Annotated in this window: 19 protein-coding genes; 14 read left to right on the top strand and 5 right to left on the bottom strand. The window is 70.4% G+C overall.

All coding sequences use genetic code 11. The annotated features are described in order from the left end of the window. Nucleotides 1-44 precede the first annotated feature (44 nt). The 3 genes from JOD31_RS15120 to leuB all read left to right on the top strand — a co-directional run bounded on the left by JOD31_RS15120 (nt 45) and on the right by leuB (nt 2,829). Nucleotides 45-824 (top strand): Bax inhibitor-1/YccA family protein, encoded by a 780-nt coding sequence (locus JOD31_RS15120; protein WP_204951248.1) that lies wholly within the window; start codon nt 45-47, stop codon nt 822-824. 136 nt (nt 825-960) lie between these two features. After that, nucleotides 961-1,356 carry a VOC family protein gene (locus JOD31_RS15115; protein WP_204951247.1) on the top strand — a complete coding sequence of 132 codons (396 nt, stop codon included), beginning with the start codon at nt 961-963 and terminating at the stop codon, nt 1,354-1,356. Nucleotides 1,357-1,713: 357 nt separating this feature from the next. Continuing rightward, a complete protein-coding gene (gene leuB / locus JOD31_RS15110; RefSeq protein WP_204951246.1) occupies nt 1,714-2,829 on the top strand; it encodes a 3-isopropylmalate dehydrogenase in 1,116 nt (371 codons plus the stop codon). A gap of 90 nt (nt 2,830-2,919) precedes the next feature. On the opposite strand, the gene JOD31_RS15105 is transcribed toward leuB, so the two are convergent. Next, nucleotides 2,920-3,207, bottom strand: coding sequence for a hypothetical protein (locus JOD31_RS15105; protein ID WP_204951245.1), 288 nt, complete (start codon nt 3,205-3,207; stop codon nt 2,920-2,922). A 194-nt stretch (nt 3,208-3,401) separates the two neighbouring features. Here JOD31_RS15105 and JOD31_RS15100 point away from each other — a divergent pair, with 194 nt between their 5' ends. Genes JOD31_RS15100 through JOD31_RS15090 form a run of 4 tightly spaced genes read left to right on the top strand, consistent with a single transcriptional unit; the run spans nt 3,402 to nt 5,070 of the window. Further along, nucleotides 3,402-4,433, top strand: a complete 1,032-nt coding sequence (locus tag JOD31_RS15100; protein ID WP_204951244.1) for an aspartate-semialdehyde dehydrogenase — start codon at nt 3,402-3,404, stop codon at nt 4,431-4,433. A gap of 35 nt (nt 4,434-4,468) precedes the next feature. Continuing rightward, nucleotides 4,469-4,705, top strand: a complete 237-nt coding sequence (locus JOD31_RS15095) for a hypothetical protein (protein WP_204951243.1) — start codon at nt 4,469-4,471, stop codon at nt 4,703-4,705. Between the two features lie 4 nt (nt 4,706-4,709). After that, nucleotides 4,710-4,835, top strand: coding sequence for a hypothetical protein (locus tag JOD31_RS19660; RefSeq protein WP_271206193.1), 126 nt, complete (start codon nt 4,710-4,712; stop codon nt 4,833-4,835). A 28-nt stretch (nt 4,836-4,863) separates the two neighbouring features. Next, nucleotides 4,864-5,070 carry a DUF1737 domain-containing protein gene (locus JOD31_RS15090; protein ID WP_204951242.1) on the top strand — a complete coding sequence of 69 codons (207 nt, stop codon included), beginning with the start codon at nt 4,864-4,866 and terminating at the stop codon, nt 5,068-5,070. On the opposite strand, the gene JOD31_RS15085 is transcribed toward JOD31_RS15090, so the two are convergent. Next, a complete protein-coding gene (locus JOD31_RS15085; RefSeq protein WP_204951241.1) occupies nt 5,051-5,794 on the bottom strand; it encodes a hypothetical protein in 744 nt (247 codons plus the stop codon). The two genes, JOD31_RS15090 and JOD31_RS15085, sit on opposite strands and share 20 nt — an antisense overlap. Nucleotides 5,795-5,988: 194 nt before the next feature. Here JOD31_RS15085 and JOD31_RS15080 point away from each other — a divergent pair, with 194 nt between their 5' ends. Beyond that, complete coding sequence (locus tag JOD31_RS15080; RefSeq protein WP_338100618.1) at nt 5,989-7,068, top strand: MaoC family dehydratase; 1,080 nt, start codon at nt 5,989-5,991, stop codon at nt 7,066-7,068. Nucleotides 7,069-7,245: 177 nt separating this feature from the next. Here the strand turns inward: JOD31_RS15080 and argE are convergent, their stop codons facing one another. After that, nucleotides 7,246-8,403 carry an acetylornithine deacetylase gene (gene argE / locus JOD31_RS15075; RefSeq protein ID WP_204951239.1) on the bottom strand — a complete coding sequence of 386 codons (1,158 nt, stop codon included), beginning with the start codon at nt 8,401-8,403 and terminating at the stop codon, nt 7,246-7,248. 153 nt (nt 8,404-8,556) lie between these two features. Here argE and JOD31_RS15070 point away from each other — a divergent pair, with 153 nt between their 5' ends. The 4 genes from JOD31_RS15070 to JOD31_RS15055 all read left to right on the top strand — a co-directional run bounded on the left by JOD31_RS15070 (nt 8,557) and on the right by JOD31_RS15055 (nt 14,798). Continuing rightward, nucleotides 8,557-8,775, top strand: coding sequence for a hypervirulence associated TUDOR domain-containing protein (locus JOD31_RS15070; RefSeq protein ID WP_204951238.1), 219 nt, complete (start codon nt 8,557-8,559; stop codon nt 8,773-8,775). A 256-nt stretch (nt 8,776-9,031) separates the two neighbouring features. Beyond that, nucleotides 9,032-11,407: a mechanosensitive ion channel domain-containing protein gene (locus JOD31_RS15065; RefSeq protein WP_204951237.1), complete on the top strand. Its 2,376-nt coding sequence runs from the start codon at nt 9,032-9,034 to the stop codon at nt 11,405-11,407. 216 nt (nt 11,408-11,623) lie between these two features. Then, complete coding sequence (locus JOD31_RS15060) at nt 11,624-14,050, top strand: response regulator (RefSeq protein ID WP_271206192.1); 2,427 nt, start codon at nt 11,624-11,626, stop codon at nt 14,048-14,050. A 7-nt stretch (nt 14,051-14,057) separates the two neighbouring features. After that, nucleotides 14,058-14,798: a methyltransferase domain-containing protein gene (locus JOD31_RS15055; protein WP_204951235.1), complete on the top strand. Its 741-nt coding sequence runs from the start codon at nt 14,058-14,060 to the stop codon at nt 14,796-14,798. Nucleotides 14,799-15,011: 213 nt separating this feature from the next. Here the strand turns inward: JOD31_RS15055 and metW are convergent, their stop codons facing one another. Beyond that, a complete protein-coding gene (gene metW / locus JOD31_RS15050; protein WP_204951234.1) occupies nt 15,012-15,677 on the bottom strand; it encodes a methionine biosynthesis protein MetW in 666 nt (221 codons plus the stop codon). 168 nt (nt 15,678-15,845) lie between these two features. On the opposite strand from metW, the gene JOD31_RS15045 reads away from it, so the two are divergent. Continuing rightward, nucleotides 15,846-16,988, top strand: a complete 1,143-nt coding sequence (locus tag JOD31_RS15045) for a calcium:cation antiporter (RefSeq protein WP_204951233.1) — start codon at nt 15,846-15,848, stop codon at nt 16,986-16,988. Between the two features lie 275 nt (nt 16,989-17,263). Next, nucleotides 17,264-17,566, top strand: a complete 303-nt coding sequence (locus JOD31_RS15040; RefSeq protein ID WP_204951232.1) for an EF-hand domain-containing protein — start codon at nt 17,264-17,266, stop codon at nt 17,564-17,566. A gap of 86 nt (nt 17,567-17,652) precedes the next feature. Here JOD31_RS15040 and JOD31_RS15035 read toward each other — a convergent pair whose 3' ends face one another. Next, nucleotides 17,653-19,113 (bottom strand): sodium:proton antiporter, encoded by a 1,461-nt coding sequence (locus JOD31_RS15035; protein WP_204951231.1) that lies wholly within the window; start codon nt 19,111-19,113, stop codon nt 17,653-17,655. Nucleotides 19,114-19,170: the final 57 nt, after the last annotated feature.

Below are 19,170 nucleotides of genomic sequence, written 5' to 3'. Positions count from 1 at the left end.
TTTCGGTGGCCCGATTTCAGCTGTTCTTGAGGGGACCGCACTCTATGCCCGACTCCCAACGCAACGTTTATGGCCGCACCGGCTTCGGCGGCGCCTCCGTTCCGGCGGCGTCGGTCGATCAGGGCCTGCGGTCCTACATGCTGAGCGTCTACAACTACATGTCGCTCGGCTTGGCCATCACCGGCTTCGTCGCCATCGGCGCCTTCATGATGGCGGTGAGCTCGACCCCGACCGAATACGCCCTGCGCGGCGGCATGTACCTGACCTCGTTCGGCTACATGCTCTTCACCAGCCCGCTCAAGTGGGTGGTGATGCTCGCCCCGCTCGGCATGGTGTTCTTCCTGTCGGCCCGCCTGCACACCATGAGCGTGTCGACGGCGCAGATCGCGTTCTACGTCTTCGCGGGCCTGATGGGCCTGTCGCTGTCGTCGATCTTCCTCGTCTACACCGGCGCCTCGATCGGCCGGGTGTTCTTCATCACGGCGGCCGCCTTCGGCGCACTCAGCCTCTGGGGCTACACCACCAAGCGCAACCTCTCGGGGATGGGCACCTTCCTGATGATGGGCCTCATCGGCATCGTCATCGCGAGCGTGGTCAACATCTTCCTCGGCTCGTCGATGGTGCAGTTCGTCGTGTCGGTGCTCGGCGTGCTGATTTTCTCGGGCCTCACGGCCTACGACACGCAGCGCCTGAAGGAAGAGTACTACGCCGGCGACGACGGCGCGGTCATGGGCCGCAAGGCCATCATGGGCGCCCTGTCGCTGTACCTGAACTTCATCAACCTGTTCACGATGCTGCTGTCGCTGTTCGGCAACCGCGAGTGACCTGACGCTTCCGGCCACGGCTGGAGGCACGGAAGAAACGAAGGCCCCGGCGGCGACGCCGGGGCCCTTTCTTTTGACCTGCGCCGACCCGTCGCGTTCTGGTGTCGCCGCCCTTATCCAGCGCGAGGAGACCAGAATGGCCAAGGCGATCCACTCCATGATCCGGGTGCTCGAAGAGGAGCGCTCGGTCGCGTTCTACGACGCGGCTTTCGGCCTGAAGGTGGCGGATCGCTACCCCTTCGACGGCTTCACGCTGATCTACCTGTCGAACTCCGAGACCGGCTTCGAGCTGGAGCTGACCGTCAACGGCGACCGCGCCGCGCCCTACGATCTCGGCGACGGCTACGGCCACCTCGCCGTCTCCGTGGACGATCTCGCCGCCGAGCACGCCCGGTTCGAGGCCGCCGGGCTGAACCCCGGAGCGCTCAAGCAGTTCGACCGCGAGGGAAAGCCCTTTGCGCGGTTCTTCTTTGTGAGCGATCCGGACGGCTACAAGATCGAGGTGCTGGAGCGGGGCGGGCGGTTTCTGTGAGGCCGGTCTCCTGGCGGACCTCAGCCGCCGTCAGCTCTCGCCGGGACAAGCGCAGGGATTCCTCCTCAAGCGGAGCTTGGGGAGGGTGGCCTCGGCGGAGCCGAGGTCGGGTGGGGTCTTCGGGCGTAGAGCGTCCCGCGACCGACGCGCTCGATCTCAAACCCACCCCACCCGGCCGGGCTTCGCCCGTCCACCCTCCCCTTCCGGGGGAGGGACGCCCGCGTCCTGTTCTGCCCCTGCACGACGGCTGCACGCCATTTCGCGGTCTGGCATGCCTGAGCGCGCAAGCTCCCTTGCCAAGGCCCCGTTAGGCCGCCTAAAGACCCCGCAAAAGCAACGCCACGCGAGGAACGACCCATGGCCGCCCACAAGCTCCTGCTGCTCCCCGGCGACGGCATCGGCCCCGAGGTCATGGGCGAGGTTCGCCGGCTGCTCGCCTTCATCGAGCAGAAGGGCCTGCTGTCCTTCGAGATCGAGGAAGACCTCGTCGGCGGCGCGGCCTACGACGTGCACAAGGTCGCGATCTCCGACGGCGCGATGGCCAAGGCGCACGCGGCCGACGCGATCCTGTTCGGCGCGGTCGGCGGCCCGCAGTGGGACGGCGTGCCTTATGACGCGCGCCCCGAGGCCGGACTGCTGCGGCTGCGCAAGGAGCTGATGCTGTTCGCTAACCTGCGCCCGGCGATCTGCTACCCCGCGCTTGCGGCGTCCTCCTCGCTCAAGCCCGAGCTGGTCGAAGGCCTCGACATCATGATCGTCCGCGAGCTCACCGGCGGCGTCTACTTCGGGGAGCCCAAGACCATCACCGATCTCGGCAACGGCCAGAAGCGCGCGATCGACACGCAGGTCTACGACACCTACGAGATCGACCGCATCGCCCGCGTCGCCTTCGACCTCGCCCGTGTCCGCCGCAACCGCGTGACCTCGGCCGAGAAGCGCAACGTCATGAAGTCCGGCCTGCTGTGGAACGAGGTCGTCACCGCGACCCACAAGGACGGCTTCGAGGACGTGACGCTCGACCACATGCTGGCCGATGCGCTCGGCATGCAGCTGGTGCGCGCACCGAAGCAGTTCGACGTCATCGTCACCGACAACCTGTTCGGCGATCTGCTCTCCGACGTCGCCTCGATGCTGACCGGCTCGCTCGGCATGCTGCCCTCCGCCTCGCTGGGCGCCGAGGACCCGGTGACGGGCAAGCGCGCCGCCATGTACGAGCCCGTGCACGGCTCCGCGCCCGACATCGCGGGCAAGGGCGTCGCGAACCCGCTCGCCATGCTCGCGAGCGTCGCCATGGCGCTGAAGTACTCGCTCGGCCGCCCCGATCTCGCCGACACGCTGGACAAGGCGATCTCCGAGGTGCTGGCCGACGGCCTGCGCACCGGCGACATCTACACGGACGGCGCGACCCGCGTCGGGACCGCGGAGATGGGCCAGGCGGTGGTCGCGAAGTTCGAGACCCTGCTCGCGGCGTAAGGCGCCGTACGGCGGCGGGTCGTCCCCGCCGCCGTACGGTCAAGACGACGGAAACGCCGCGCTCGTGTCCCGGCCTTGAGCCGGGCCGCTTCAGTAGCCGGGAACGTCGAAGGTCGACGGCAGCGGCCAGCGCTCGAAGCCGCCCGGGCCGCGTGTCGGCGTCGACGACTGGTAGAGCGCCGAGGTCTGGTAGTCGGCGCCGGTCATCGGGCGGGCGACGGTGCGGGTGTTGAGGTAGCTCGGCGCCTTCCGGATCGTGATCGCCACGCCCCGGTCGGGCGAGGCGCGGTCGCGGGTCTGCGCGGATGCGGCGAGCGGGGCGAGCGCGACGCCCGCCGCGAGCAAGAACGCGGTCGTTCCATACGCAATGCGGCGCATTGCAGCCTCCTCTGGACGAAACGCCGCGTCCCGGGACTGAGCCGCGTCGGTCATGGAAGCAACGTCGTTTCGCCGGCTCTCGTTCCGTGAATTTCTTGCAATCTCGGCCCAACGGGGCCATTCACATCGCGCGGCGTCGCGCCGCGAACGAGAGCAAGACGGCCGCGGTCGAAACCGGGCCGATGGAGTTGGAGATGGGTTATCGGATCGCCGTCGTGGGCGCCACGGGCAACGTGGGCCGCGAGATGCTGAACATCCTCGAAGAGCGGGAGTTCCCGGTCGACGAGATCGTCGCGCTGGCCTCGCGCCGGAGCCTCGGGACCGAAGTGTCGTTCGGCGATCGAACTCTGAAATGCAAGGACCTCGCGCAGTTCGACTTCACCGGGATCGACATCTGCCTGATGTCGGCCGGCGGTGAGGTCTCGCGCGAGTGGTCGCCCAAGATCGCCAAGCAGGGCGCCATCGTCATCGACAACTCGTCGGTGTGGCGCATGGACCCCGACGTGCCGCTGGTGGTGCCGGAGGTGAACGCCGACGCGGTCGCCGGCTACACCAAGAAGGGCATCATCGCGAACCCGAACTGCTCGACCGCGCAGCTCGTCGTGGCGCTGAAGCCGCTGCACGACGCGGCGACGATCACGCGCGTGGTGGTGTCGACCTACCAGTCCGTCTCCGGTGCCGGCAAGGACGCCATGGACGAGCTCTGGAACCAGACCAAGGGCATCTATGTGAACCAGGCGCCGGAGCCGGGCGTCGGCAAGTTCCCGAAGCAGATCGCCTTCAACGTCATTCCTCACATCGACGTCTTCATGGAGGACGGTTTCACGAAGGAGGAATGGAAGATGGTCGCGGAGACCAAGAAGATCCTCGACCCGAAGATCAAGCTGACGGCGACCGCCGTCCGCGTGCCGGTCTTCGTCGGCCACTCGGAGGCGGTCAACATCGAGTTCGAGAAGCCGATCTCGGCCGAGGAGGCGCGCGACATCCTGCGCGAGGCGCCGGGGATCCTGGTCGTCGACAAGCGTGAGCCCGGCGGCTACGTGACGCCGGTCGAGTGCGTCGGCGACTTCGCGACCTTCGTCAGCCGGATCCGCGTGGACCCGACCGTCGACAACGGCCTCGCGATGTGGATCGTCTCCGACAACCTCCGCAAGGGCGCGGCGCTGAACGCGGTGCAGATCGCGGAAAGCCTCGCCAACCGCGGGCTGCTGAAGAAGGCGGCCTAAGGCTCAAGCGAGGCGGCGCTCGACGGATCTCCGACATGGCCATCGCCCCGGAGGACGCCGAGCGCCGCATCCGCGCGAAACGGATCAACGAGCGTCTGAAGCTGCTCGCGGGCTCTGTGAACACGGTCGGGCTGACGGTGCTCGGCGCAGCCGTGCTGGTTCCGTTCATCGGCGGCACGTTCACGCCGGCGGCTCTTGTTTGGATTCTGCTCGCGGTCGGCCTACATTCGGTTGCGCAGGTTCTTCTCAGCTGGCTGCGCAGCGAGGATTGAGGCGATGGAAATCCCGTTCTGGTTCCAGTGGGGCGTTCCGGCCGGCGCGTTTGCGCTTGGCGTCATGGCCCTCGTCTGGGCTCGCTACGAGGTCGCCAAGTTCGACCGCCGCTACGGCAAGCGCGGCTGACGCGCTCAACGTCTCCTGTCAGGCTCCCATGAAACTCTACCGCTTCCTCACCGGCCCCGACGACGCGGCCTTCTGCCGGCGCGTCTCCGCGGCGCTCAACCAGGGCTGGGCGCTGCAGGGCGATCCGTCGCTGACCTACGATCCGGTCAAGGCGACCGTGATCTGCGGCCAGGCGATCGTGAAGGAGGTTCCGGACGTCGAGTGGTCGGACGAGATCAAGCTGTCCGACTGGTGACGAGGGTGAGCGCGGGCCGCCGCGGCGGCGTGCGCTCCTCGGGGGCTCCACCCTCGATCGCGATCAGCGCAGGGCGGCGCTGAGGCGCCGTCGGCCCCCTCAACACGGTCTCCGCGCGCAGCATCAGGCCGGCGGCCTCGTCTCCGGCCCCGCTCGCCTCCAGCGTGGCGGCGAGACGGAGGCAGCTCTGGGCGAGTTCGGTCGCAAGCGTCGCGAGCGACGGCGCGTGGATCGCCACGAGGTCGAGCGCGGCCGTCGCCGCCGCCCCCGCCGCCGCGATCTGGCGCGGATCGCCCGTCACCTCCGGCGCCTCGCCGGCCTCGAGGGCTGAGCGCGCCGCGCGAGTCCAGCCTTCGCCGTAGGCGCGCAGCAGGCAGCGCTGTTCGCAGGCGCGGGCGATGAGCAGCAGCCGCGCCACGTCGTCGGGCTGTTCGGCGAGATCGATGCTGAGGATCGCGACGCCGCGCACCAGCGCCTCCTCGGCCTCGTGCAGCGGCTCGGGCGAGCCGTCCGCCGTCCAGTCGAAGGCGAAGCGCAGGTAGCTCGCCGCGAGCGGCGCGTTCCAGTCGGCCCGGCGGCCCTCGGTCGCGCGCAGCGCCTCCCATTCGCGCCAGGCGTCGCCGAAGCGGCCGGCCCGCTCGAAGGTCAGCGCGCGGCGCGCCCTGGCGGCGACGTCATACGTCGCGGCGACCGCGATCTGTTCCCGAGCATCGCTCAGCGACATCAGCCCCTCCTGGGAAATCCATCGACCGGAAGACGTCGTCGCCGACGTCCAGTGGCCATGGCCGGAAGGTGGCACGCCGGGCTTGAAGGCGGGGTGAAGCGGCATGGTTGGAATCGCGCAATCGCGTTCACTCTCCGGAAACGCACGCAGAAGACGAACGTCGATGTCGCCCGCCGCGCCGCAACGTGGCAGATGTGCGCTGCGATAAAACCAAGACGGAGCGACGCGGCATGGCCGGAGCGGGACGGTTCTTCGAAGACTTCATCGTCGGCGACGTCATCCGCCACGCCACTCCCCGCACCGTCACGCTCGGCGACCTCGCGCTCAACCAGGCGCTCTACGGCAACCGCTACGTCGTCCAGTCGTCCGACGCCTTCGCCCAAGGGCTGGGCTACCCACGCTCCCCCGTGGACGATCTCGTCACCTTCCATGTGGTGTTCGGCAAGACCGTGCCGGACGTCTCGCTCAACGCCTTCGCCAACCTCGGCTACGCCGCCGGTCGCTTCCTGACGCCGGTCTATCCCGGCGACACGCTGTCCTCGACCTCGGAGGTCATCGGCGTGCGCCCGACCTCGAAGGGCGACGCCGGCGTGGTGTGGGTGCGCACGCGGGGGACCCGGGCCGACGGCGAGCTGGTGCTGGAGTACGTGCGCTGGGTGCTGGTGCGGGTCCAGGGCGGCCGCCCGATCCAGGACACCGTCGTGCCCGACCTTCCCGCGGTGGTGGACCCCGCCGAGATCGGCGGCGCCTGCCCGCGCATCGATCTCTCGGCCTGGGACGACGCGCTCTCGGGCAGCCCCCGCCGCTTCGACGACTATGCGGTCGGCGAGCGGATCGACCACGTCGACGGCATGACGGTGGAGGAGGCCGAGCACCAGCTCGCCACCCGCCTCTGGCAGAACACCGCCCGGGTGCACTTCGACAACCACGCGCAGAAGTCGAGCAAGATCGGCCGGCGGCTGGTCTATGGCGGCCACGTCATCAGCCTCGCCCGCGGGCTGATGTACAACGGGCTGGAGAACGCCTTCCACGTCGCCGCCATCAACGGCGGCCGGCATGTCGCGCCGATCTTCGCGGGCGACACGCTCTACGCCTGGTCGGAAATCCTCGACAAGCAGACGCTGCCCGGCCGCGACGACGTCGGCGCCCTGCGCGTCCGCCTCGTCGGCCTCAAGAACGACGCGCCGGGCGCCTTCCCGCTGAAGACCGAGGACGGCAAGGACCACCCTTCGGTGGTGCTCGACCTCGACCTTTGGGTGCTGCTGCCGCGCTGAGTCTCCTCAGAACTGAGGGACATTCCCCCGCGGCCGTCATGGTCCGGCTTGACCGGACCATCCATGTCCGAGGTCGAGCGCGACGTCGGCGGTGGGTCCTCCGGTCGAGCCGGAGGACGACGGAGCGCGTGTCTCCGCGGCATTCGTTCTGCGCCCCCCAGCGAAGCCGCGGTCGTCTCACGCCGCGCAGTGCGCGATCAGCTTGCGGACGAAGTCCTCGCAGGCGCCAAGCTGCGCCTCGGTCACGAACTCGTCGGCCTTGTGCGCCTCGCCGATCGAGCCGGGGCCGCAGATGACGGTCGGGATGCCGGCCATTTCCACGAACAGCCCCGCCTCCGTGCCATAGGCGACCTTGGCGTGGTCGTTGCGGCCGGCGAGGCGCTTCGCCAGCGTGACGATCTCGGCCTCCGGCGCGGTCGACAGGCCGGGAAACTCCGACTTGATCCGCAGGTCCAGCGAGGCGCGGGGGTCGCGGGCCTTCATCTCGGCCTCGATCTCCTCCGCGACGCCGCGGATCTCGGCCACCAGCGCGTCGGGGTCTTCGGTCGGCAGCACCCGGAACTCGAACTCCGTCGTCGCCTCGTCCGGCACGATGTTGAGCGCCGTGCCGCCGTTGAAGACGCCGACATGGGCGGTGGTGTGCGGCACGTCGTAGAGCTCGTCCCGCGCGCCTGACGCGGCGAGGCGCTTGCCGATCGCGGTCGTCGCCGTCACCAGCTCCGCGAGGTGCTCCACCGCGTTGACGAACTCCGGCGCGCGGGAGGAGTGGCCGCCCGTGCCCTTCGCCGTCGCGATCAGCGAGCGCTTGGCCTTGTGGCCGATGACGACCTGCATGTCGGTCGGCTCGCCGACGATGCAGCCGAGCGGCTTCACCGGGCGGGCCGCCAGCACGTCCAGCAGGCCGCGCACGCCGAGGCAGCCGACCTCCTCGTCGTAGGAGAAGGCGAAATGGATCGGCGTCTTCAGCGCGATCGCCTTCATCTCCGGCGCGAGCGCGAGACAGACCGCGAGGAAGCCCTTCATGTCGCAGGCGCCGCGGCCGTAGAGCTTGCCGTCGCGGCGGGCCAGCGCGAAGGGATCGGACGCCCAGACCTGGCCGTCCACCGGCACCACGTCGGTGTGCCCCGACAGCACGATTCCGGGGCGGTCGGCGGGCCCGATGGTCGCGAACAGGTTGGCCTTGCCGCCGTGCGGGTCCGTCACGCGCTCATGAGTGATCCCGAGGCCGTCGAGATAGGCCTCCACGTGCTCGATCAGCGCGAGGTTCGAATTGCGGCTCGTGGTGTCGAAGGCGACAAGCCGGGCGAGCAGGTCGCGGGTTGCGTCCGAGGCCATGGGTCTCCGTCGGGGGTCAGGGAGAGGCGGTCGGACCTTACGGCCTTTGCACGACGATCAGAAGGCCCCGTCGATCGGAAGGTCCGCCCCGGAACGGGCCGTCCCGAGCCGGCGTTTCCCCGCTGGCGACATCGAGGCAGGACGAGGTGAGGGATGACGAAGGCTTACGGCGTGGGCGCGAAGGTGTCGTGGAGCTGGGGGCAGGGGCGGGCGAGCGGGAAGGTGGCGGACGTCTTCCAGAAGCGGGTCCAGCGCACGATCAAGGGCGCGAAGATCGTTCGCCGCGCCACCGCCGACAATCCGGCCTACCTCGTGGAGCAGGAGGACGGCGGGAAGGCCCTCAAGTCGCATTCGGAGCTGGAAAAGGACTGAGGGCCCATCGGGAAAGGCAGAGGCGAAGGCCGCGACACGCGTCATTCCCCGGCTTATCCGGGGAATCCAGAGGCGCCCGTCGAGCGCCTTGCCCTGAATGCCTGGATGCCCCGGATAAATCGGGGCATGACGCGGCGCGCTTCACGCCGGATCCAATCTCCCATCAGGCTCGACCGACCATCGGCGACTGTGCGGCGGGGCGTCGCGGCCTACATCCGCCTGTCCCGTCGACCGTGCGCTGAGCGAAGCCCCCTTCATGATCCTCCGCCGTCTCGTCCTCGCCATCGCCGTGCTCGCGTCGGCGTTCGCGCTTGCGCCGTCGCCGGTCTTCGCCCAGACGCCGGACGCCGCGGCGTCCGAGGCGTCCGAGGCGAAGGCGCCTGCTGCGCCCGACGTCGACGCCCTCATCCGCGTTCTCGAAGACGACACGGCCCGCAGAGAGCTGATCGGCCGGCTGAAGGCCGCGGCGACGCCGCGGCAGCCGGCGGGGCCGACCGCCGAGACCAAGGCCTCCGGCGGCGACACGCCCAGCGCGCCGGCGACCGAGGCCGCGGCCGTCGACGCCGCGAAATCCGCCGAGGGCACGCCGGAGCCCACCTTCGCGCGGCGCGTCGCGGAGTACACCCGCAGCGTCGCGGAGCAGGGCGCGAACCTCGTCGCCGCCAGCGCGCGCCTCGTCGGCGACCTGTCGTCGATCGTGACCGCCGGCGGCGCCGGGATCGAGGCCAACTGGGGCCGCCTGATCGCGGTCGCCGCCACCATCGGCGTCACCTTCGGCGGCTTCCTCGCGATCCGCGCGGCCGGCATTCCGTTCTACCGCTGGATCGGACGCAAAGCCGCCAGCGGGCGGCTCGCCGTCCACGTTCCGCTTGTCCTCGCCAGCCTGGTGGTCGACGCGCTGATGGTCGCGGTCGCCTGGGCCGGCGGCTACGTCTTCGCCATCCAGTTCGGCGTCACCGGCGTGATGCACATCCAGGAGGCGCTCTACCTCAACGCCTTCCTGTTCATCGAACTCGCCAAGGTCCTGATGCGCGCCGCCCTGTCGCCGAACTACGGGTCGTTGCGCGCGCTGCCGCTGTCGGACGAGGCGGCCGCCTACTGGTACTTCTGGGGCAGCCGCCTCGTCAGCCTGCTGGGCTACGCGTTCCTGTTCGTGGCGCCCATCCTCACCGCCGCGGTCTCGCCCGGAGCGGCGCAGGCGGTGCGCGTCGTCGTCGCCTTCACCGCGCTGATGATGTCGCTCGCGATCGTGCTGCAGAACCGGGAGCGGGTGCGGCTCGCGCTCGCGGGCGGCGCCGAGGCGACGTCGAGCGACGCGCTTTCGGCGCTCTACGGCTTTCTCGCGCGCTACTGGCACGTCGCGGCGATCGGCTGGCTGCTGGCGCTGTTCGTGGTCTGGCTGGTGAACCCGCAGGAGGCGCTGCCCTTCATGGCGACGGCGACGCTGCAGACGCTGGCCGCGGTCGCGATCGGCGCGCTCGTATCGGCCTTCATCTCGCGGGTGATCTCCGGCGGCATGCGCCTGCCGGAGGACGTGCGGAACCGGCTGCCGCTGCTCGAGACGCGGCTCAACGCCTTCGTGCCGGCGATCCTGAAAGTCGTGCGCGTCGTGGTGCTGCTGGCCGTGCTGCTCGCGATCGCGCAGAGCTGGGCGCTGCTCGACTTCGCCGGCTGGATCTCCAGCCAGGCCGGCGCGCGGGTCGCGGCCTCCGTCATCTCCGCCGGCCTGATCCTGCTGGTCGGCCTCGCCGCCTATCTCGCGATGTCGTCCTGGGTCGAGTACCGGCTGAACCCGAACTACGGCGCCGTCCCGACCGCGCGCGAGAAGACGCTGCTCGCGCTGTTCCGCAACGCCTTCACCATCGTGCTGGTGGTGCTGGTCGCCATGCTGGCGCTGTCGGAGATCGGCGTGAACATCGCGCCGCTGCTGGCCGGCGCCGGCGTGCTCGGCCTGGCCATCGGCTTCGGCGCCCAGAAGCTGGTGCAGGACATCATCACCGGCGCGTTCATCCAGTTCGAGAACGCCATGAACACCGGCGACAACGTCAAGATCGCGGGCATAACCGGAACGGTCGAGCACCTGACGATCCGCTCGGTCGGCGTCCGCTCCATCGACGGCGTCTACCACCTGATCCCGTTCTCGTCGGTCGACAGCGTCTCGAACGCGACGAAGATCTTCAGCTACCACATGGCCCAGATCGGGGTGGCCTACCGCGAGAGCATCCCCGAGGTGAAGGAGGCGATGCAGGAGGCCTTCGACCGGCTGAAGGAGACCGAGCACGGCCCGGCCATCATCGGGCCGTTCGAGATGCACGGACTCACCGTGTTCGGCGACAGCGCGATCACCGTGCGGGCCCGCATCAAGACCCAGCCCGGCAAGCAGTGGGCCGCGGGCCGCGCCTACAACGAGATCCTGAAGGAGATCTTCGACGCGCGCGGCATCGAGATGCCGTTCCCGCACATGACGCTCTACATGGGCGAGGACAAGGACGGCGAGGCCCCTCCGCTCCGGCTCGCGGGCGAGATCGCGCAGCGGCGGACGCCCCCGCGCCGCGTCGCGGAGCGCCGCCCGGAGCAGCCCCGCGCCCAGGACGGGCCGCCGGAGGACGGCGCCGACGCGCCCTTCGCCTGACCGATAGCCGTCCGTTCGCCGACGCGTCACGGGGGTGTCGACACGCCGCCCGGCTTTCGTGCTAGCGTTTTGGCGGGGCCGGTCCGCTCGGGGATTTCGGTGGACCCTCCAGTCAGCGTCGCACAGCGCGGATGCCGTTCGATGACCGTCGTAAGCCCTCTGATACTGCCGCACGTTCCTGCGTCGCGAGACGCCGAGTCCGCGGCGGACGGGAGCGTGGAGACGGAGCTGCGCCGCAAGCTCGCCGAGAGCGAGGCGCGCTTTGCAGCCCTCGCGGAGGCCATGCCGCACATGGTGTGGTCGACGGACGCGGAGGGCGTCGCCGACTACTACAACTCCTGCTGGCACGACTACACCGGCATGCCCGTCCACCGCGACGGCCGCAACGTCTGGACCGACTACGTCCACCCGGACGACGTTGAGCCGGCTGAAGACGCCTGGCGCCGAAGCCTCGCGAGCGGCGAGCCCTATTCCACCGAGTACCGGCTGCGGCGCGCGGGCGACGGCGCCTGGCGCTGGTTCCTCGCCCGCGCGCGCGCGGTGCGCGACGCCGAGGGCGAGATCGTGCGCTGGTTCGGCGCCTCCACCGACATCGACGATGTGGTGCGCGCCCGCGAGGAGCTCGCCGGCCGCCGGCGCGAGCTCGAGCGCATCGCCGCCGACCGCGCCGCCGACCTGGTCGACGCCGAGCGCCGGCTCGAGGTCGAGATCGCGGGCCGGCGCTCGATCGAGACCGAGCGCGCCGAGGTCGACGCGCTCTACGCCGCCTACATCGACAACACCACCGATGGCGTCTTCGTGATCGAGGCCGCGCCCGACGGCCGGGTGGTGGTGGAGACCGTCAACCGCGTGATCGAGCGCGCCTTCGCGATCCGGCGCGACGAGGTGCGCGGGCTGTCGCTGCGCCTGATGCTGGGCGCCGCCGCCGCCGACCGGCTGGCGGCGAACCTCGCGGAGTGCCTGCGCACCAAAAAGCCGGTGCGCTACGAGGAGACGGTCGAGCGCGACGGCGGCGAGCGGGTGTTCGAGGTCACGCTGGCGCCCGTCACGATCGGCCCGGCGCGCTCGACGCGCATCGTCGGCTCCGCGCGCGACCTGACGGAGCGCCGCCGCGCCGAGCAGCAGCTCCGTCAGGCGCAGAAGATGGAGGCGGTCGGTCAGCTCACCGGCGGCATCGCCCACGACTTCAACAACCTGCTGCAGGTGGTGAAGGGCAACCTCGACCTGCTGGCGCTGGACCTCGCCGGGCCGGCGGCCGCACTGCGCACGCCGCAGATCGAGCGGCGGCTGCGGGACGCGATGGCGGGCGCCGCCCGCGGCGCGAAGCTGACGCGCCAGCTGCTCGCCTTCTCCCGCCGCCAGCCGCTCGCGCCCAAGGCCGTGGCGGTCGCCGAGCTCGTCGCCTCGATGCTGGACCTGCTGCAGCGGACGCTCGGTGAGACCGTCATCGTGCGCATCGACGTCGCCCCGCCGCACTGGACGGCGCTGGTCGATCCGGCCCAGCTCGAGAACGCGGTGCTCAACCTCGCGATCAACGCGCGCGACGCCATGCCCGGCGGCGGAACGCTCGACATCGCGGTGCGGAACCTGGTGGACCCGGTCGACGGCGACCGGCTGGAGATCCGCGTCGCCGACAGCGGCACGGGCATGGACGCCCGCACGCTGTCGCGCGTGTTCGAGCCGTTCTTCTCCACCAAGCCGGAGGGCAAGGGCACCGGCCTCGGCCTGCCGCAGGTGCAGGGCTTCATCGAGCAGTCGAACGGCCGCATCGAGATCGAGAGCCTGCCCGGCGCCGGCACCACGGTGCGCCTCAGCCTGCCGCGCACCCACGCCGCGCCGGCCGCGGCGGAGGAGGCCCCGGGTATCGAGGACATGCGCGGCCGCGGCGAGAGCATTCTGGTGGTCGAGGACGATGACGCGGTGCGCCGGGCGGTCGCCGATCTGCTGGCCGCCCTCGGCTACGCCGTCACCGCGGCGGGCTCCACCCGCGAGGCGGCGGCGCTGCTCGAGCGCGGCGAGCGGTTCGATCTGCTGCTGTCCGACGTTGTGATGCCGGGGCAGCCGAACCCGCCCGAACTGGCGCGCGAGGCGCAGGCCACGCGGCCGGAGCTCAAGGTGCTGTTCATGTCGGGCTACGCCGAGGACGTCGTCGTCCACCACGGCCGCATCGACGCCGACATCCACCTCATCCAGAAGCCCTACCGACAGGACGAGCTTGCCGTGCGCCTGCGCCGCCTGCTGGACGCGTCCGCGCCCCCGCCGGAGCCGCGCGCCGTCCGGGCGGGGCCCGTCACGGTGCTGCTGGTGGAGGACGACGCGCTGATCGCCATGGGGGTCGCGGACCTGCTCGCGAGCTTCGGCCATCAGGTGATCGAGGCGCGGACCGCCGCCGACGCCCAGGCGGTCATTCGCGAGGGCAAGCCGGTCGATCTCGTGCTGGCGGACCTCGGCCTTCCCGACATGGACGGCGACGCGCTGGCCCGCTGGTGCCGCGACGAGCGCCCGAACCTTCCCGTCGTCTTCGCCACCGGCCGGGCGGACTTCGAGCTCGGCGCCGCCTTCGACGACGGGCCGACGCAGGTCGTCACCAAGCCCTTCGACGGCCTGACGCTGCGCGCCGCCCTCGACGCCTGTCTGGCCTGACGCGCGGATGCCGCTCGACGTCGTCGATCTCCGCGACTTCTACGCCCGGCCGCTCGGCGAGATCGCCCGGCGCATCCTGCGCGGCAAGCTGCGCGCGCGCTGGCCCGCCACCTCCGGCCTGCGCGTGCTCGGGGTCGGCTTCGCGAGCCCCTATCTCGGCGTGTTCCGGGGGGAGGCGGAGCGGCTGCTGGCGCTCTGCCCCGCGCAGCAGGGCGTCATCGCCTGGCCGCCGGAGCCGCCCCACGCCGCGGCCCTGGTGGAGGCCGACATGTGGCCGCTGCCCGACGCGGCCGTCGACCGGGTGCTCGCGATCCACGTGCTCGAGACCAGTGACAGCGCGGCGGACGTGCTGCGCGAGGCCTGGCGCTGCCTGGCGCCCGGCGGCCGGCTGATCGTGGTCGCGCCCAACCGCCGCGGCGCCTGGGCGCAGAGTGACGCCACCCCCTTCGGCCACGGCCGGCCCTTCAGCCGCAGCCAGCTGACCGACCTGCTGCGCGAGGCGCTGTTCACCCCCGAAGGCTGGGACGAGGCGTTGTTCATGCCGCCGGTCGAGCGCGGCCTGATGCTGCGCAGCGCCTTCGCTTTCGAACGCTTCGGCGCGCGGCTGTGGGCGCCGTTCGCGGGCGTGCATCTGGTGGAGGCGACCAAGCAGGTGATGCGCCCGCTTCCCGCGCGCTCGACGCGTCGGGTCAAGATGGCGCCCGCGCTGTCGCCGGCGCCCGTGGGCGTGCCGGCGCCTGCGCCGTAGAGGCCGCCGCGCATCTTCTCCCCTCCCCCTTGCGGGGAGGGGCCGGGGGGTGGGGGTGGCCCCGGATAAGCCTCTGACGCCGACGTACGCCCGGCGAGCCCGCGCGGCTCTCCCGACGAGCTTTTTTCTGCGCCACCCCCACCCCTGACCCCTCCCCGCAAGGGGGAGGGGGACCACCGAGCGGGGGCGAAGGCGGCTGAATCACCCGCCCGCTCAGTCCCGGCTGAGCAGGAACACCCCTTGCGCGCCGAACAGGTTCCAGAACCACCACGGCGCGTTCACCCGCACGGGGCGTCCCGTGGCGTCGAGCGCGACCGCGCGCTCCATGTGGGCGCCCAGCATCTCCACCAGGTCCACGAAGTCGCGGATGGTGCAGAGGTGGATGTTCGGCGTCTCGTACCAGGCCTCCGGCAGATTGGCGTTCACCGGCATGCGGCCTTCGGTGAGGAACTGCATGCGGGTGCGCCAGTGGCCGAAGTTCGGGAACGACACCACCGCCCGACGGCCGATGCGCAGGAGGTCCTCGATCACCTCTTTCGGGCGGCGCGTCGCCTGCAGCGTCTGCGACAGGATCACGTAGTCGAAGGCGTCGTCGGGATAGGCCCCGAGGTCGGCGTCGGCGTCCCCCTGGATCACCGACAGGCCGTGCGCCACGCAGGCGTTCACGCCCGACTGGGACAGCTCGATCCCGCGCCCGTCCACGCCGCGACGCGCGATCAGCAGATTGAGCAGCGCGCCGTCGCCGCAGCCGACGTCGAGCACGCGCGAGCCCGGCTGCACCATCTCCGTCACCAGCAGATGGTCGGGCCGCGGGGCGGCGGCGAGCGTCTCGGGGGCCACGAGGGGATCGGTCAGCGGCTCGGTTGGTGGGGTGGTCATCACGCTCTTGTTCGACGCAGGGTAGGGCCGGAAGCGGAGGGAAGGGTGGACACCGGGCGTCACTGTCCTACACCCGGGATCGGATAATCCATCCTGCTCACGCCGCAAAGCGCGCCGATGCGTTCGTCGTCCCTCGGCGAGCGCGCCTGCCGGAGACCACCGCACGTCATGACATCCGTCGCCGCCGCCGCCGAACGTCAGTCCCACGTCGAGCCGAGGACGCCCGTCTCCGCGTGGGCGCCGCCGCTCGTCGGGCTCGCCTTCGTCGCTGCGCTCAAGGTTCTCGGCCTTGACGGCGGCTACGACGGCTCGACGCTCAGCCTCGTGGTTGCGGTCGCGCTTATCCCCGTGCTGTTCGGCGCGGTGTTCGCGGCGGTCTACCACGCGGAGCTGATCGCCCACCGCACCGGCGAACCCTTCGGCACGCTGGTGCTCGCCATGTCCGTCACGGTGATGGAGGTGGCGCTGCTCGCCTCCGCATTGCTCGGCGACGACCCGAACCCGACGCTGACCCGCGACACCATCCTCGCCGTGGTGATGATCGTGGGCAACGGGCTGGTCGGCGTCTGCATCCTGATGGGCGGACTGCGCCACAAGGAGCAGAGCTTCCGCGTCACTGGCGCGAACGCCTATCTCGCGGTCCTGATCCCGCTCTGCGCCCTGTCGCTGGTGCTGCCGAACCACACGGTGGCGGCGCCCGGCGGCGCCTATTCCTCCAGCCAGCTCGCCTTCGCGGGCGTCGCGACCTTCGCGATCTATCTCGCGTTCCTCTACACCCAGACGGTGCGCAACCGGGAGTATTTCGCCGTCGTCATCAAGGACGACGAGGTGGCGGACAAGGCGCACAAGCCGAGCAACCGCGCCACGCTGATCTCCTTCGGCTTCCTCGTCGCCGCGCTGCTGGTGGTGATCCTGCTGTCCAAGACCTTCACCGCCACCGTCGACGTCGGCCTGCGGGCGGCGGGCGCGCCGGCGGCGGTCGCCGGCGTCATCGTCGCCTTCCTGATCCTGCTGCCGGAGTTCAGCGCCGCGGTGCGCGCCGCCCGCGCCGACAAGCTGCAGAAGAGCGTCAACCTCGCGCTCGGCTCCGCCTGCGCCACCATCGGCCTCACCATCCCCGCGATCGCGGCGCTGTCGCTGCTCTACGGCGCCCCGCTGGAGCTCGGCCTCGACTCCAAGGACACGGTGCTCCTGCTCGTCACCTTCGCCGTCGCGCTGCTCACCTTCGGCACGGGCCGGACCAACATCCTCTACGGTCTGATCCACCTCGTGCTGTTCGCGACGTTCTGCTTCCTGGTGGTGCAGCCGTAAGGGGGAGCGCGGTCGCCCGACGTCGCCGCGGGCCAGGTCGCAGGCCGAGGCCAAAGGCGATGTCTTGACGTGGCGTTGACGTCGTCCCGGCGCGGTCGCTTGGCGTATAGGCGACGTATCGCAGCGCCTACGACTATGTCCCGGCCAAAATCGGGAAGAAGTGCCATTGATAAAGCTTGGCGAGTATCTGCCCGTTGGAAAGCGGCCGAAAACAGGCGGCAGGGCCCGCGCCCACAGTTGCGGGGGTCACTAACGACACTAGGGAGAATACGCAAATGACCAAGAAACTGGTCGCTTTCGCTGCGGTCCTTCTGCTTTCGGCGGCTCCCGCCATCGCAGCCGAGTGGCCGAGCTTCAAGTCGATCGACACCGACGGCAACGGTCAGATCGACAGCGTCGAGTGGAGGAAGAACTCGGCCAACCTGAAGATCGAGCAGGTGCCGACGTTCGAGGCGATGGACGCCAACAGCACGAACTCCGTCGACGAGGACGAGTGGGCCGCGGCCGAGAAGCTGTCGCAGAGCTACGCCGCCCGGTGCCGCGAGGCGTCGTCGTCGTGGTGCAAGGACGCCAAGTAAGAGACACAGCTCCGACGAGCGCCCGAGACCTCAGGCCGAACCTGATGGTCTCGGGCGCCGGGCGGAGGCGGGCCTGACGCTCCGTCTCACCACTCGAAGAACAGCAGCGTCAGCAGCACGAAGCAGGGGCCGAGGACGCCCCAGGACCAGGCCATGTAGCCGAAGAAGCTCGGCATCGCGACGCCGCGGTTCCTGGCGATGGCGAGCACCATGAAGTTCGGGGCGTTGCCGATGTAGGTGAGGGCGCCCATGAACACCGCGCCGCCCGAGATCGCCGCGAGCGTCGAGGCGAGCGGCCCCATCAGCTGCTGCGCGTCGCCGCCGGCGAGGTTGAAGAACACGAGGTAGGTCGGGGCGTTGTCGAGCACGCTCGACAGGATGCCCGTGAGCCAGAAGTAGGTGGCGTCGCTGGGGCTTCCGTCCGGCCGCGAGACCAGCGCGACCAGCGGCGCGGCCGCCCCCTCCGTCCCGGCTTTCAGGATCAGCAGGGCCGGGATCAGCGTCGCGAAGATCGCGGCGAAGATCTTGGCGACCTCGCGGATCGGCTCCCAGTCGAAGCCGTTGCTCTCCCTCAAGTCGCGCGGGGTGATGGCGAGGGAGGCCAGCGCGAGGCCCACGAGGATGAGGTCGCGCAGCAGCGCCTGCAGCGTGACGTGGGTTCCGAACACGTCGAATTCGACGCCGCTGTCCCACAGTCCGCTCATCAGGATGGCGGCGACGACGCCGGCGAGCAGCGGCAGGTTCTGCAGTCCCGCGACGCCGATCCGGCTGTCGGGCGTGGGGTCGGGCTTCGGGATGAAGGGCTCGCGGGAGACGAACCAGCGGTCCAGCAGGTAGAACGCCGGCAGCAGGATCGCCACCAGCACCGCGGTCTCCTTGGCGACGTTGGTCGTCGTCCAGAAGAAGTCGACGCCCTGCAGGAAGCCGAGGAACAGCGGCGGGTCGCCGAGCGGCGTCAGCGAGCCTCCGATGTTCGACACCAGGAAGATGAAGAAGATCACCACATGGGCGTTGCGCCGGCGCTGGTCGTTGGCGCGCAGCAGCGGGCGGATCAGCACCATCGAGGCGCCGGTGGTGCCGATGACGCTGGCGAGCAGCGTGCCGATCGCGAGCAGCGCGGTGTTGAGCGCCGGCGTGCCGTGCAGGTTGCCTTTGACCAGGATGCCGCCGGAGATGGTGAACAGCGAGAACAGCAGCACCACGAAGGGCAGGTACTCGCCGAGCGCGGCGTGGATCGTCTCGCTCGCCACCGGCCCCACGCCGTAGACTGCCGCGAACGGGACCAGCAGCGCGAGCGCCCAGCCTGCGGCGATCTTGCCGTAGTGGTGGTGCCAGACATGGGGCGCCGCGAGCGGCATCACCGCGATCGACAGCAGCAGCCCGACCAGCGGCAGCGTCCAGACGAGCGACAGCGCCTTGCCGTCCACATGGCCGTGGATGACGGTCGCGAGCCAGGGGCTGAGCGCCCAGAGCGCCAGACCAACGGCGAGGACCAGGGCGAGGAGGCCCGCGAGCGGAGGAAGCGGACGCCGGGGGCGGACTGTCATGGAGGCGGTCGACCTTGGGTTCGAGGCCGGGCGTGGCGGCCGGTGACCCCAGACGTA

The sequence above is a fragment of the Methylopila capsulata genome, assembly GCF_016907975.1.
Lineage (GTDB): Bacteria > Pseudomonadota > Alphaproteobacteria > Rhizobiales > Methylopilaceae > Methylopila > Methylopila capsulata.
The sequence above is the reverse complement of the archived record's forward strand: the minus strand, read 5'-3'. Positions and strand labels throughout refer to the sequence as shown.

Bases quoted from the DNA above. Each gene is read 5' to 3' on its own strand.
- JOD31_RS15120 (WP_204951248.1), top strand. From the start codon at position 45: ATGCCCGACTCCCAACGCAACGTTTATGGCCGCACCGGCTTCGGCGGC.
- JOD31_RS15115 (WP_204951247.1), top strand. From the start codon at position 961: ATGGCCAAGGCGATCCACTCCATGATCCGGGTGCTCGAAGAGGAGCGC.
- leuB (WP_204951246.1), top strand. From the start codon at position 1,714: ATGGCCGCCCACAAGCTCCTGCTGCTCCCCGGCGACGGCATCGGCCCC.
- JOD31_RS15105 (WP_204951245.1), bottom strand. From the start codon at position 3,207: ATGCGCCGCATTGCGTATGGAACGACCGCGTTCTTGCTCGCGGCGGGC.
- JOD31_RS15100 (WP_204951244.1), top strand. From the start codon at position 3,402: ATGGGTTATCGGATCGCCGTCGTGGGCGCCACGGGCAACGTGGGCCGC.
- JOD31_RS15095 (WP_204951243.1), top strand. From the start codon at position 4,469: ATGGCCATCGCCCCGGAGGACGCCGAGCGCCGCATCCGCGCGAAACGG.
- JOD31_RS19660 (WP_271206193.1), top strand. From the start codon at position 4,710: ATGGAAATCCCGTTCTGGTTCCAGTGGGGCGTTCCGGCCGGCGCGTTT.
- JOD31_RS15090 (WP_204951242.1), top strand. From the start codon at position 4,864: ATGAAACTCTACCGCTTCCTCACCGGCCCCGACGACGCGGCCTTCTGC.
- JOD31_RS15085 (WP_204951241.1), bottom strand. From the start codon at position 5,794: ATGTCGCTGAGCGATGCTCGGGAACAGATCGCGGTCGCCGCGACGTAT.
- argE (WP_204951239.1), bottom strand. From the start codon at position 8,403: ATGGCCTCGGACGCAACCCGCGACCTGCTCGCCCGGCTTGTCGCCTTC.
- JOD31_RS15070 (WP_204951238.1), top strand. From the start codon at position 8,557: ATGACGAAGGCTTACGGCGTGGGCGCGAAGGTGTCGTGGAGCTGGGGG.
- JOD31_RS15065 (WP_204951237.1), top strand. From the start codon at position 9,032: ATGATCCTCCGCCGTCTCGTCCTCGCCATCGCCGTGCTCGCGTCGGCG.
- JOD31_RS15055 (WP_204951235.1), top strand. From the start codon at position 14,058: ATGCCGCTCGACGTCGTCGATCTCCGCGACTTCTACGCCCGGCCGCTC.
- metW (WP_204951234.1), bottom strand. From the start codon at position 15,677: ATGACCACCCCACCAACCGAGCCGCTGACCGATCCCCTCGTGGCCCCC.
- JOD31_RS15045 (WP_204951233.1), top strand. From the start codon at position 15,846: ATGACATCCGTCGCCGCCGCCGCCGAACGTCAGTCCCACGTCGAGCCG.
- JOD31_RS15040 (WP_204951232.1), top strand. From the start codon at position 17,264: ATGACCAAGAAACTGGTCGCTTTCGCTGCGGTCCTTCTGCTTTCGGCG.
- JOD31_RS15035 (WP_204951231.1), bottom strand. From the start codon at position 19,113: ATGACAGTCCGCCCCCGGCGTCCGCTTCCTCCGCTCGCGGGCCTCCTC.